At 38.2% G+C, this 11,992-nt stretch carries 15 protein-coding genes and 2 tRNA genes; 14 read left to right on the top strand and 3 right to left on the bottom strand.

Annotated features, from left to right (window positions below; translation table 11 throughout):
- Positions 1 to 33: 33 nt before the first annotated feature.
- The 3 genes from M1381_08290 to M1381_08280 all read right to left on the bottom strand — a co-directional run bounded on the left by M1381_08290 (position 34) and on the right by M1381_08280 (position 1,292).
- The gene (locus M1381_08290) at positions 34 to 594 is read right to left on the bottom strand and encodes an L-threonylcarbamoyladenylate synthase (GenBank protein MCL4479076.1); all 561 of its coding nucleotides are present in this window, start codon (positions 592 to 594) and stop codon (positions 34 to 36) included.
- Between the two features lie 77 nt (positions 595 to 671).
- Positions 672 to 1,154, bottom strand: a complete 483-nt coding sequence (gene purE / locus M1381_08285; protein MCL4479075.1) for a 5-(carboxyamino)imidazole ribonucleotide mutase — start codon at positions 1,152 to 1,154, stop codon at positions 672 to 674.
- Between the two features lie 65 nt (positions 1,155 to 1,219).
- Positions 1,220 to 1,292: transfer RNA gene (locus M1381_08280), tRNA-Arg, on the bottom strand.
- Positions 1,293 to 1,510: 218 nt separating this feature from the next.
- Between M1381_08280 and M1381_08275 the strand changes: the two genes are divergently transcribed.
- The 14 genes from M1381_08275 to M1381_08210 all read left to right on the top strand — a co-directional run.
- Positions 1,511 to 1,873, top strand: a complete 363-nt coding sequence (locus tag M1381_08275) for a transposase (protein ID MCL4479074.1) — start codon at positions 1,511 to 1,513, stop codon at positions 1,871 to 1,873.
- Between the two features lie 454 nt (positions 1,874 to 2,327).
- Positions 2,328 to 3,329: a DUF1573 domain-containing protein gene (locus tag M1381_08270; protein ID MCL4479073.1), complete on the top strand. Its 1,002-nt coding sequence runs from the start codon at positions 2,328 to 2,330 to the stop codon at positions 3,327 to 3,329.
- Between the two features lie 57 nt (positions 3,330 to 3,386).
- Positions 3,387 to 4,064 (top strand): GntR family transcriptional regulator, encoded by a 678-nt coding sequence (locus tag M1381_08265; protein ID MCL4479072.1) that lies wholly within the window; start codon positions 3,387 to 3,389, stop codon positions 4,062 to 4,064.
- Positions 4,061 to 4,663, top strand: coding sequence for an HNH endonuclease (locus tag M1381_08260; GenBank protein ID MCL4479071.1), 603 nt, complete (start codon positions 4,061 to 4,063; stop codon positions 4,661 to 4,663). The genes M1381_08265 and M1381_08260 overlap by 4 nt, the downstream gene beginning before the upstream one ends.
- A gap of 9 nt (positions 4,664 to 4,672) precedes the next feature.
- The gene (locus tag M1381_08255; GenBank protein MCL4479070.1) at positions 4,673 to 5,542 is read left to right on the top strand and encodes a patatin-like phospholipase family protein; all 870 of its coding nucleotides are present in this window, start codon (positions 4,673 to 4,675) and stop codon (positions 5,540 to 5,542) included.
- A 10-nt stretch (positions 5,543 to 5,552) separates the two neighbouring features.
- Positions 5,553 to 5,834, top strand: a complete 282-nt coding sequence (locus M1381_08250; GenBank protein MCL4479069.1) for a hypothetical protein — start codon at positions 5,553 to 5,555, stop codon at positions 5,832 to 5,834.
- A gap of 1 nt (position 5,835) precedes the next feature.
- Entirely contained in the window at positions 5,836 to 6,786 is a 951-nt protein-coding gene (locus M1381_08245) for an RluA family pseudouridine synthase (GenBank protein MCL4479068.1), read from the top strand.
- Positions 6,776 to 7,429 (top strand): peptidoglycan editing factor PgeF, encoded by a 654-nt coding sequence (gene pgeF, locus M1381_08240; GenBank protein MCL4479067.1) that lies wholly within the window; start codon positions 6,776 to 6,778, stop codon positions 7,427 to 7,429. Before M1381_08245 ends, pgeF begins: the two co-directional genes overlap by 11 nt.
- 212 nt (positions 7,430 to 7,641) lie before the next feature.
- Complete coding sequence (dinB, locus tag M1381_08235) at positions 7,642 to 8,841, top strand: DNA polymerase IV (GenBank protein ID MCL4479066.1); 1,200 nt, start codon at positions 7,642 to 7,644, stop codon at positions 8,839 to 8,841.
- Between the two features lie 220 nt (positions 8,842 to 9,061).
- Positions 9,062 to 9,145, top strand: a tRNA-Leu gene (locus M1381_08230).
- Positions 9,146 to 9,418: 273 nt separating this feature from the next.
- Positions 9,419 to 9,643 (top strand): type II toxin-antitoxin system RelE/ParE family toxin, encoded by a 225-nt coding sequence (locus M1381_08225; GenBank protein ID MCL4479065.1) that lies wholly within the window; start codon positions 9,419 to 9,421, stop codon positions 9,641 to 9,643.
- A 190-nt stretch (positions 9,644 to 9,833) separates the two neighbouring features.
- Positions 9,834 to 10,190, top strand: a complete 357-nt coding sequence (locus M1381_08220; protein ID MCL4479064.1) for a hypothetical protein — start codon at positions 9,834 to 9,836, stop codon at positions 10,188 to 10,190.
- 73 nt (positions 10,191 to 10,263) lie between these two features.
- A complete protein-coding gene (locus tag M1381_08215) occupies positions 10,264 to 10,917 on the top strand; it encodes a transposase (protein ID MCL4479063.1) in 654 nt (217 codons plus the stop codon).
- 496 nt (positions 10,918 to 11,413) lie between these two features.
- Positions 11,414 to 11,992: collagen-like protein (locus tag M1381_08210; GenBank protein MCL4479062.1), on the top strand; the 579-nt coding region annotated here is incomplete at its 3' end.

Below are 11,992 nucleotides of genomic sequence, written 5' to 3'. Positions count from 1 at the left end.
ATATCTATTATAATGTTATTGTACCGTGTTCCATTAAATGCTTTTATCTCTGTCATGTAAAAACCTTTCTATAGTATTTTTTTTAATTTTTCCTTCCCTTATATACTTTATTTTTTTAGATGTTGCATCAACTACCGTGGATGGTGTTTTATTTATTCTGCCGCCATCAATGATCAGGTCAACCTTGTTTATGATCGCCGGATTGAGCTCGCCTATGGATGAAGCTGGCGTTTCATTTGAGATGTTGGCACTTGTCGAAACAAGAGGGTATTCAAACGTTTTGAACAGATATTCTATAAAAGGATGTGATGATTGTCTTACCGCTATTGTACCCGTATTTACGGTAAGTAACTTGTTTATAGAGGATCTTGCTTTGAATACGATCGTAAGCGGACCAGGCCAAAATCTATTTATTAAATCACCTGCATCTGTACCAATATCCCGGACCATCTGCTGCAACATCTCTTTGTCTCTTACGAGTATTATAAAAGGTTTTTTTTGCTCTCTTTGTTTTACGCTTACAATCATTTTAACAGCGCTTGTATCAAAAGCATTACATCCTATTCCATAAACGGTATCTGTTGGGTAAACCATTATCCCTCCATGCATAAGATAATCAGAGATAAATTCTATATCGTCTTTACCGGATAAAATGTCGGTGAGTTTTATAATCAACTTCGCTTTTTATTAATATTTTTCTCAAATGAGAGCCGATACTCAATGAGTTTTTTATACAGAGAGTGATCGTTTAATGCCAGTATCTCAATCGCAAGAAGTGCTGCGTTCTTAGCGCCCGATTCTCCTATTGCAACGGTCGCTACAGGTATACCGCCCGGCATCTGAACGGTAGATAACAGTGCATCCATACCAGAAAGATAAGATGTTGGTAGTGGCACGCCGATAACAGGTAAAACCGTTTCCGAAGCAATTGCTCCGGCAAGATGGGCTGCACCTCCGGCACCTGCTATAATAATGTTGAATCCTTTTTCTTTCGCACTTTTTGCAAGCTGCCTTGTTTTATCAGGCGTTCTATGCGCGGATGAAACAATCATCTCGTATCCGGCATGAAATGAATCAAGTATCTTTACACATTCTGACATGAATTTCTCGTCAGAGCTGCTACCGATTATAATCAATATCTGTTTTTTATTCATGCATTTCTCTTAACATAGTATTTATTCTCGTCAAGCTTGTGAAATAAAATATTTTGAAAAACAAAAGCGCCTGAGGGGATTTGAACCCCTGGCCTACGGAGCCGGAGTCCGTCGCTCTATCCACTGGGCTACAGGCGCAAGTATTGTTACGTCAATAATAGTAATTTATGAGATTAGGGAATGCAATAAAAAGAGAAATGTGATCAGGGTTTCCATGGCTGACAGAGAATATGATTTTTACCCTGTTTTGATTTGTTAAGTAGCTGATTTTATTGAAGTTAATTTTGGAAAATCTGAATTTCCGGTCACCCTGTACTCATTTGACAAATGGTTTGATTTGATGTATTACGAATATTATGTCGCGACCGTTAAGAATAGAATATGCAGAAGCATTCTACCATGTTACAACACGCGGAAATGAGAAGAAAAATATTTATGTAAATGAAAGGGATCGCAGAAGATTTTTATTCTATTTGGAAACCGCGGTACAGAGGTATGGCGCTGTCATACATGTGCATTGCCTGACGAACAACCATTACAATCTTTTACTTGATACGCCACTGGCAGACCTTTCCGGCATTATGCGGTATATAAATGGTTCACATGCGACGTATTTTAATAACAGGAGACAAAGGATAGGGCATCTTTTACATGGTCGAAAGCAATGCTCCCCGATGCTGATGCATATGCAAAGGAACTGTCCGTATGCATTCATTTAAATCCCGTAAGGGAAGGATGAGTCAGTAAGCCGGAAGAATATAAATGGTAAAGCTATCATTAATTATGTCGGAGAAAAAAATAACAAAATGGTTTACGACCAGCTTCGTTCCCTGCCATTTTGATAAAACAATAGAGGTACGATAATCCATTTAAAGGTACGGTAGGTTCTATCATAATTGGAGTGAGTGATTTCGTTTATAAGATAAAGATGAAATATTTTATAGATAAGACGATTGACCATAATGCTTGAAGCATGTCCGATCGATTTACAAAAAAAGACATTACGCATCCTATCGCATGTGGATCACGGCGTTGAAAGAACAGACTCAACTATTGCGTTTTTTGGATTGAGCCTGGTGACCTGCGTTTTTATCAGGGTTTACTTAGATATATTGCGATATTATTTTTAATTTGGTATGATTTTATGTAATGCTAATTGAAAGAGGAGCTTTTATGAAAAAAAACTTATATTTACTAATATCCTTTACAGTATTACTAATTATTGCAGGGTGCAAATCTAATACGAATAAGGTAACTATCCATGCTCCAAGTATTACTTTTGCCCAACCTACATTTAACTTTGGGACCATTATTCAGGGAACAATGGTAGCACATAAATTTAAATTTAAGAATACCGGGACGTCAAAGCTCATTATTAATAATGTGACTCCGACCTGCAACTGTACTGCTGCTATTACATCATCAAGGGAGATTGAACCGGGTAAAGAAGGTGAAATTAGCGTACACTTTGATTCTGTAAATTATTCCGGGATGGTAACAAAAACGATTATGGTTGCAACAAATGATCAGAAAACACCTGTAACGATGCTTACCCTTACAGGTGATGTTACAGCAAAAGTAGTCTTAGACCCATCCATAATATTTTTTGGTTCTATAAAAAAGGGTGCAATCACAAATAAAAAAATCAATGTACAGATAATATCGCCTGGTATAAAAATAACATCTGTAACCTCTTCAACCTCATTTATAAAAGTTTCTTACAGCAGCGAATCGATTACTCGGGGCACCATCAATGTAGATATCGTCCCAGACGCTACTTTGGGACCATTAAATGCGTTTATTACAGTTTTTTCTACAAGCAAATCAAAGCCTTTTTATTATGTACCTGTCATAGGTAATATTGTAGGGGATATTATAACTAACCCAGGCAAACTCAATTTTGGTATCATTAAAAAAGGGATAACGCAGTCACATTTTACAGTATCCGTATCTTCACAGCATGGCAAAGCATTTAAAATAACCGGAATTGAGATTAAACCGAACATATTAAAAATTACCTCCGCAAAACAGAATGATGAAAAATATAGGTTGAATGTCTTTTTAAAACCGGGTCTGCGGGCCGGCATGATTAAGGGGAATATTACTCTTTATACGACGTTGAATACGATGCGTAAGGTTGAAATTCCATTTAATGGTTTTGTTATAAACAAATAAATAACGTAACATATAAATGTTGACTTATTCTATTGTATTTTGTATACAAAAAACATTATGAGCATAAAACAAATCGATCTTCAAAAAAAACAAACATTAAGAGAACAGATAGCAGATACTATAAGAGATGCTATTATTAAAGGTATACTTAAACCCGATGAGCGTGTTGCAGAAGCTGAAATGGCTAATAAGTTCAACATAAGCAGAACACCCATAAGAGAGGCAATGAGACAACTTGAATCAGAGGGATTTATAAAAGTTACGCCTCATAGGGGTGCTTTTGTTGCACCTATAACGGAAAAAGACATTAGAGAATTTTATGCAATAAAAAGTATTCTTGAAGGATACGCTGCAAGACTTGCATGCAACAGGATATCAGAAGAAGATATCAGAAAAATGGATGATTTGAATAATAAATTTGAAATCGTTCATAAAAACGGCGAATGGCGGGCAGCTTTTAAACTGCACAATGAATTTCATGAAAGATTTTTAAAGAATTGCGGCAATGACAAACTTTATCAGCTTCTTAAATCTTTAACACAGCAATTCCAGAGATTTAGAATAGCTTTAACAATGAGCGGTAAAATAGAAGGTTCAATAACACAGCATAAAGAAATAGTGGAAGCTTTTAGAAAAAGGGATCAGAATCGAGTAGAAGAGCTTGTAAAACAGAATGCCACTTATGGAAGCGAAGTACTCATAACAGAAATATTAAAGAATGTAAAAAACATATGAGTGTTTTAGCTACAGAGGTTTTAGTTCTAAACAAATCGTTTCTTCCTGTAAACATAACAACGGTTAAGCGGGCTTTTATCCTTTTATATCAAGGTATTGCCAGAGTTGTTGATGATCAGTTCATTGTATTTAATTTTAATGATTGGGCTCAATTAAAGGCAGAATATGATGACGATATCGTAGGCATTGTCAACAGGGTTATAAAGGTACCAAGGGTTATTGTGCTTACCGCCTATGATCGCTTACCAAAAAAACACGTCCGATTTTCAAGAATGAATATTTTTTCAAGAGATAAAGATACGTGCCAATATTGTGGAAGAAAATTCGCAAGAGCAGAGTTAAATATAGATCATATAATTCCCCGTTCTCTCGGCGGCTTAAGTACATGGGAAAATGTAGTGTGCAGTTGTGTTGATTGTAATAAGAAAAAAGGCGGAAGAACACCAGAGCAGGCAGCTATGAAATTGAGAAGAAAGCCTGCAAAGCCGGAATGGACACCATACTCTGTATTCAATTTCAGGCATCATTTATATAAAGAATGGGCTCCATTCCTCAACATTATTGATGCGTCTTACTGGAATGTTGAACTGGAAATGTAATACTGTCATATGATCAAAATAGGGCTTGCACTGGGAGGAGGGGGAGCAAGAGGCATAGCACATATAGGGGTGATTAAGTTTCTGCATGAAAGGGGAATTAAATTTCATTGTATCTCTGGAACAAGTGCAGGTGCTATTGTAGGAGCAATCTATGCCAAACATCAGGATCCACATATAATAGAGCAAAGACTCATTTCCATGTTAAGCAGTAAAGAATTCAGAAGTATAAAGCTTGATTATATTCGCGGTAAGAAAGAAGAAAAGGGCAACATCTTTGAATCGATACGAAGACATTTTTTTACAGGCATATTCTATGCCTCTTCTCTGACAAGACTTTCATTCATATCAGAAGAAACTTATAGAAAGTTAATTAATATACTTATAGAGGATACAAATATTGAAGAACTACCGGTAAAATTCTCTGCTATCGCCGTAGACATATTAAATGGTACGGTTATCAGTATAGACAAAGGAAGTATTAGAGAGTCGCTTATGGCAAGCTCTGCCATACCAGGAATCCTGCCTGCTATAAAAAAGGATGATACACTTCTTGTTGATGGAAGTCTCATAGATACTGTACCTATAAGGTATGCAAAACAGCTTGGTGCTGATATTGTAATAGCGGTTGACGTTTCATCTCCACTCGACCCAGTACAAAAACCGTTAAGAGGTATTGATCTAGTCTGGAGATCAAACTCCATATTCAGGTATATTGCAAAAGAAGAACAGCTGAAAACAGCAGATATTGTTATAAAACCAGAACTTGATAACATAGAATGGACTGATTTTGGCAAATATAAGGATATGATAGAAAGCGGAATGAATGCAACATTAATACAGATTGACAAGTTAAACGATTTAATTAAAATAAGAGGATAAAGAGGAGTATATGCAACAGCCGATATCAAACGAAAATGATGCAAGAAGGCTTGCGAGAGCGATAGCATCCGATATTGCACTATATAACCAGGAGAAAGTGAAGCAGGGCATTGAGAACGATAACTTTTACGAAGTTATGAAAGATGAGATGGATGAGGGCAGGATATTATTTATAAGCAGACTATCGCCAGACTCCAGAGATAACCAAGATATGCTGCGCGTATACGACAGAGCCATTGCCGATGTTATAATAAAGCTTACAGGGCAGAAAATAAAATCAAAAATCTGGTAATATGGATGTAATACAAAAACAGCTTTCCCCTTCTCAGACAGATAAGGGTAAAAGGCTGGACGCCTTTTTAACCTCTCAATTGAATTCCTTTACACGTGAAAAAGTAAAGCTTGCGATAAAAGAAGGCCTTATTGCGGTAAACAGTGTTGCATTAAAAAAACCCGATTACCGCATACTGGGAAACGAACTGATACAGGTAAATATCAAACGATCTATAAGTCACGAATACGTCCCGATCCCGCAGGCTATTCATCTGCCCGTAATATATGAAGATGAACATATGCTAATTATAAATAAACCGGCAGGGATATCCACACACCCGAGTTTAAACGCAATGGAAGATACGGTGGTTAATGGACTTCTCTATATGAACATACCGCTATCTGATGTGGGCGGGCCGCTCAGGGCTGGTATAGTTCATAGACTTGATAAACCCACATCTGGTTTGTTGATCATAGCGAAAAACAATGTAGCTCACCATGCTTTTGTAAGAATGTTTAAAGATAGGACAATAAGTAAAATATACATAGCCTGTGTGTACGGGATTCTTCCTAAGGAAACGGATGTAATAGAGAGCCTAATTAGCCGTCTTCATTCCGATCGAAAGAGGATGACTACAAAAGTATCGAAAGGTAAAGAGGCTATAACACAATACAGGGTATTGAAAAGGTTTTTAGATGCAAGCATGCTTATGCTATTGCCCAAGACCGGCAGAACACATCAACTCAGAGCACAATTAAGCGATATGGGTTATCCAATCGTAGGTGACCATGTGTATTCAAAGAGAAAAATGGAATTCAAAGATAAAAAGCTGCAATATGCCTTCTCAAACTTTGAGGGTGTTGCCTTATTTGCCTACGCAATAAGTTTTGAGCACCCCATTTATAAGGTAATGATGAATTTCGCAGCACCGTTTCCAGAATGGCTAATGAGAATTACGGATGAACAATGAATTTCTTAAAATAGAATATTTTAAGAAATTCCAAGAACTCGATCACGGTTTTGGTTCTATTCACACCGTGTATCCGGAAGATATTATTCTTATGAAGCAAAGGCACACGAATACTGTTTTTATCGTAGATAGTTCAAATTTAAATTATCTTCCTGTCGCAGATGCAATGCTTACCAATATGAAAAATGTTAAACTGGGTGTTAAAACTGCTGATTGTTTGCCGATTCTCCTTTACAATCCAGAATCAATGTTAATAGGCGTAATACATTCAGGATGGAGGGGCATTGTAAACAGGGTTATCTCAAATACTATTGACTTGCTTAAAAATTTTTATAATGCAAGACCCGAACATACCTATTTAGCCATAGGCCCATCAATAGGCAGTTGTTGTTATGAAATAGGCAGGGATGTATTCGAAAGCATAAGCAGTACAATGGATACAGGGGATGCATTTAAAGAAAAAACAAAACAAAAATGGCTACTCAATCTAAGAAAAATGGCAGGATATGAAATTACATCCAACGGAGTGCCTGAAAGCAACATATTTAATATTGATATATGCACGCGATGTTCCGAGGATTTTTATTCATATAGAGCAGGGAAAGAAGGCAGACAGATTTCTTACATTACATTAGTGTCTTAAAGGTTTGTGTCAGCCTACATAATGTATTAAAAAATACGGCCTTAAATGTGATAATCCAATTTCAAATTAAGACATTTTTATACCCTTCGTATTTACTCAGGTTAACTGCACCGGAGTTATCTGGCTGCAGGTGATTCAAACCGGCATCATGCTTTCTATACTATAAAATAAATGTGTACAGTTATTATGGTTGATAATTATAAATTGATCAGATGAACAGGTCTATACTGCATGTTGATATGGATGCGTACTTTGCATCCGTGGAGAGGATAATTGATCCGTCTCTTATAGGTAAGCCTATTGCTGTTATCGGCGCAGGGAAAAGGACTGTTGTGCTTTCACCTTCTTATGAGGCAAGGAAGTACGGCGTGAAGACGGGTATGACCATAGGCGAGGCCAGGGAAAAGTATGCGGATATCATACTTGCAAGGGCACATATTGATGAATACAGGAAGTATTCACAGGCATTCATGAAGATACTATGCGATTTTACGCCGTTTGTAGAATCCTACTCCATTGATGAGGCTTTCATGGACGTTAGCGGCTCTGATAAGCTGATCGGGGATCCGTTGACCATTGCGAGAGATGTAAAGCACCGCATAAAACGCGAGCTAAACCTGACCTGTTCTGTTGGCATAGCATCGAACAAACTGCTTGCAAAGATAGCGAGTGATCTGAATAAACCGGATGGTATCTTCATTATAGATGAGTATTACGCAAAGACACGGCTTCCTCAACTGTCGGTAAGTAATGTACCGGGTATAGGACCAAATACAACAAAGGAATTATTGAAAATTGGCATTAAGACATGCGGTGAACTATCAATGTTATCTCTGCAAAGATTGAGAGGTATGTTTGGTATATTTGGCGTGAGACTCTATCACATGGCAAGGGGAGCAGACAATGAACCTGTCATCCTGCAAAAATTATCCCCGGATGCAAAATCTATAGGTAATAGCATGACACTTGACAGGAATTGCATTGATATGGACAGGCTAAAGGTATATATACTGGAATTATCCGAGCTCGTTGGACAAAGGCTGAGGTACGAAGGTTTTCAATGTAAGGGTATCGAGCTGATTCTAAGGTATAGTAATTTTGAGACCATATCTTTTCACAAAAAACTCTCTGTAACAACAGACTCAACTATAGATATCTACAATGCCGGTATTGCACTATTAAAACAGCATAGGATTAAAATGCCTGTAAGGCTTGTGGGCATAACAGCATCAGACTTATCGAGATACTCAACAGAATCATTATTCCTGCCGGATAGAAAGCTAAGGCAGGCATTCAAGATAATGGATGATATAAATATGCGGTTTGGTGAATCAGCAATTACAACGGCAAGTCTTGTAAACGGAAAAAAATATAGGTCTGCAATCCCGCCGTCATTCAGGCACAAGCATTGATCCATGCAATGCATTTGAAAAAAATCCTGCATGTCAGATATAGTTTTTTGAAGCAGCAGGAGAAACCATACGCATGAACAACTGGTGAAACTCTTAAAATCCAGCCAATCAAGAGTGGCAAAGATGGAAGCCTGTGACCCGTCGGTTTTTTCTTATCAATTTACTTGATAAAACAACAAAAATGGTATGTAGAATACATCTTGATAAGACAAGGCTGCGCGCCGGGGTGGCGGAACTGGTAGACGCAGGGGACTCAAAATCCCCCGTCCTCCGGGACATAAGGGTTCAATTCCCTTCCCCGGCAATCTTCTTTAACCATGCTTAAAATAAGGATTTGCAGACGATTGTACGCCTCATCATTCCCCAGTATGATGATACAGCCGATTTTTCAGAAGGCTTAGCAGCCGTTAAGATTGGTGGTAAATGTGGTTAAATTATTGGTGATGTATGGTACCGATTAAATACTAACGGAATTATATCTTTGACAAACCGTAGTCTCGTAACTCGTTATTTATCCTTACTTTTAATTTTTTCATTGCTTTGTTGACTTTATATTGATGATTTGCAGGATATCCAGTTGAGGTTCCGTGAACAAATAGTTGCTGCAATTAAAACGTTGTCTGCAAATCCTCTTGTATCAGGAGCAGGCATTAAGAAATTAAAGGGATTTAAGCCACCGCTGTACCGGCTTCGCTCCGGAGATTATAGGGTTCTTTATAGGATAGAAGACAGGATGATTACCATAATGCGAGTCATTGTTAGAAAAGAACTTGATAAAACAATCAAAAGACTGCATTTATAAAAAGAACCGGTATTTAACCAGAGCGGGGTTCTCCCCGCCCTTTTTTAATTACTGGTTGCAGACCTGTTTTGAGCTTATTGGTATATCATTTCTAACAACACATCTGATCCCCCTACTAAAAAAAGACATTATGTTTAAAAAGTAGATCTCTTCATTTAAAGTAAAGGATATTAAAAAAAGGAGGAATAAAATGCAAAAGGCAAATACATTGGACTTTGCAGGACAGGACATTTACGTGGGTTTAGATATTGGCAAGAAGAGCTGGCAAACATGTATTCTGGTAGGGGATATGGAACACAAGACTTTTAATCAGACACCGAAGACTAAGACATTAATACATTATTTGCATCATAATTTTCCCTGTGCACATTACCACTGTGTGTATGAAGCAGGATACAGTGGGTACCGGATACACGAGCAGTTACGGGAGAGCGGGATAGAGTGTATGGTTGTAAATCCTGAGGATGTGCCGACGAAATACAAAGAATATTCAACGAAGACGAATACAAATAGATGCTCGGAAACTGGCGAGAGGACTAAGGAATAGAGAATTTGAATCAGGGTATATACCGACTCGTAAGCAACAAGAGGATCGTCTTTTGGTCCGCGCAAGGCGTGATATGGTAAGCAAGCAGACGCGGTGTAAGAATAAGATAAAGGCGATACTCTCTTTTTTGGGTAGAGAGATTTCAGACAGGGAAGTAGGGACATACCGGTCAAAGCGATACATGCAATGGCTTGAACAGCTTCGTTTTCAGCATGATAGCGGCAACGAAGCATTTAAGGTATTAATTGAAGAACTGAATCATCTGCGAAGTAAGATTTATTATAGCATGCACCAAATAAGGGCATTATCAAGGCAAGAGCCATACAAGACCGATGTAAGGAATTTGGTAACAATACCAGGGATAAGCAGTTTGTCAGCGATGATACTTTTAACGGTGTTAATGGACATCAATAAATTTGGGTCTTTCGATAAACTGAATGGATACTGTGGTTTATATCCTGGAGAACATTCAACTGGAGAGGAGATACCTAACACTGGACTAACGAACAGGCAGAATCCCGTTTTAAGAGAATTATTAATAGAGAATACATGGATAGCAGTGAGGAATGATCCTGCGTTAATGATGGCATTCAAAAAACTTTCTTTTCGGATGAGGAAGAATAAGGCGATAATACGAATAGCGAAGAAGTTATTATCGCGTATCTGGTATGTATTGAAGAATAAGGAAGCGTATCAGATAGGTGTCGTCATAAGTGAAAACAATTGATATGAAAAAGTGGTATTAAATATGTGTAATAATCTTAAATATCTGGTGGGCAGCGCTTAAACTCTCTGCAGTGCCATTTTTTGTGGTATCTGCTCTTAAAAAAGACTGTGTGCCCACCACTGTAAATAATTTAACCAATGTGATGCAGCGGGATTTATAATCTCTGTCTGCTAATAGAAGAATGATTTTACAGATACTTAATACACATGAATCAGTTTATCAGATTGCAAGCAAATAAGACGATATGGGAGTAAGCCTCGTTGGCTGCAAAATACTTTGTTTGGATTTTGTATTGAGTCATGTAATATCTAACCACAAGTCTTTTTCCAAAGAGAAACAGAAATATGGGACGGCCCTTCGTTTCGTAAAAGCTCTTCTACAATAGTATTGACAATTTCTATTTTCGCGCACAATAAGTGTGCAATCGGAAAGATGCATCGAAATCGGCCGCCGAATATTAAATGTATAGTATAAAATAGATCAAAAGGAGGTTTGTATGAAAGTCACCATCAAAGCATTTTTTATCTTTTCATTGTTTGTCCTGCTGCTTATCGCAGGATGTTCAGGTTCGAACGGTAAAACAGGAGCAACAGGTCCGCAAGGTCCTGCCGGTTCTAACGGTCAAACAGGAGCAACAGGTCCGCAAGGTCCTGCCGGTTCAAACGGAACAAATGGTTCCAATGGTCAGCAAGGTGCACAGGGTATAACCGGTCCAACCATGCCGGTGATACAGAGTCTTTCTGTTGTAGGATTACCGGCAGCTCCAGGAGAGCTTGTTACAACAACTGTCATTGCACAGAGTGCTACAAATCTTGCACTTACTTACACATGGACGGCAACAAGTCCGTGGATTGTGTCACCATCCAGTGTAAACAGCCAGACGGCCACCATCACAGCACCGTCCGGCTACGGCATGACCGGCACGGCGACAATAGAGGTGTCGGACAGTAACGGAATGTATGCAATTGGGGTAATTGCCTTAAGCACGCAGGGTGATAGTGCACCGGTGATAAATAGTATAACAGCGTTACCAAATCCGGTATCACCAAACGGAGTTATAACAGCAGTCGTCAAT

The organism is Deltaproteobacteria bacterium (assembly GCA_023382265.1).
Taxonomy (GTDB): Bacteria; JAMCPX01; JAMCPX01; order JAMCPX01; family JAMCPX01; genus JAMCPX01.
Note: the sequence above shows the minus strand (reverse complement) of the source record. Positions and strands in the feature narration are given on the sequence as shown.

Excerpts from the sequence above, each read along its gene's own strand:
- M1381_08290 (MCL4479076.1), bottom strand. The coding sequence starts at position 594 with ATGGTTTACCCAACAGATACCGTTTATGGAATAGGATGTAATGCTTTT.
- purE (MCL4479075.1), bottom strand. The coding sequence starts at position 1,154 with ATGAATAAAAAACAGATATTGATTATAATCGGTAGCAGCTCTGACGAG.
- M1381_08275 (MCL4479074.1), top strand. The coding sequence starts at position 1,511 with ATGTCGCGACCGTTAAGAATAGAATATGCAGAAGCATTCTACCATGTT.
- M1381_08270 (MCL4479073.1), top strand. The coding sequence starts at position 2,328 with ATGAAAAAAAACTTATATTTACTAATATCCTTTACAGTATTACTAATT.
- M1381_08265 (MCL4479072.1), top strand. The coding sequence starts at position 3,387 with ATGAGCATAAAACAAATCGATCTTCAAAAAAAACAAACATTAAGAGAA.
- M1381_08260 (MCL4479071.1), top strand. The coding sequence starts at position 4,061 with ATGAGTGTTTTAGCTACAGAGGTTTTAGTTCTAAACAAATCGTTTCTT.
- M1381_08255 (MCL4479070.1), top strand. The coding sequence starts at position 4,673 with ATGATCAAAATAGGGCTTGCACTGGGAGGAGGGGGAGCAAGAGGCATA.
- M1381_08250 (MCL4479069.1), top strand. The coding sequence starts at position 5,553 with ATGCAACAGCCGATATCAAACGAAAATGATGCAAGAAGGCTTGCGAGA.
- M1381_08245 (MCL4479068.1), top strand. The coding sequence starts at position 5,836 with ATGGATGTAATACAAAAACAGCTTTCCCCTTCTCAGACAGATAAGGGT.
- pgeF (MCL4479067.1), top strand. The coding sequence starts at position 6,776 with ATGAACAATGAATTTCTTAAAATAGAATATTTTAAGAAATTCCAAGAA.
- dinB (MCL4479066.1), top strand. The coding sequence starts at position 7,642 with ATGAACAGGTCTATACTGCATGTTGATATGGATGCGTACTTTGCATCC.
- M1381_08220 (MCL4479064.1), top strand. The coding sequence starts at position 9,834 with ATGCAAAAGGCAAATACATTGGACTTTGCAGGACAGGACATTTACGTG.
- M1381_08215 (MCL4479063.1), top strand. The coding sequence starts at position 10,264 with ATGGTAAGCAAGCAGACGCGGTGTAAGAATAAGATAAAGGCGATACTC.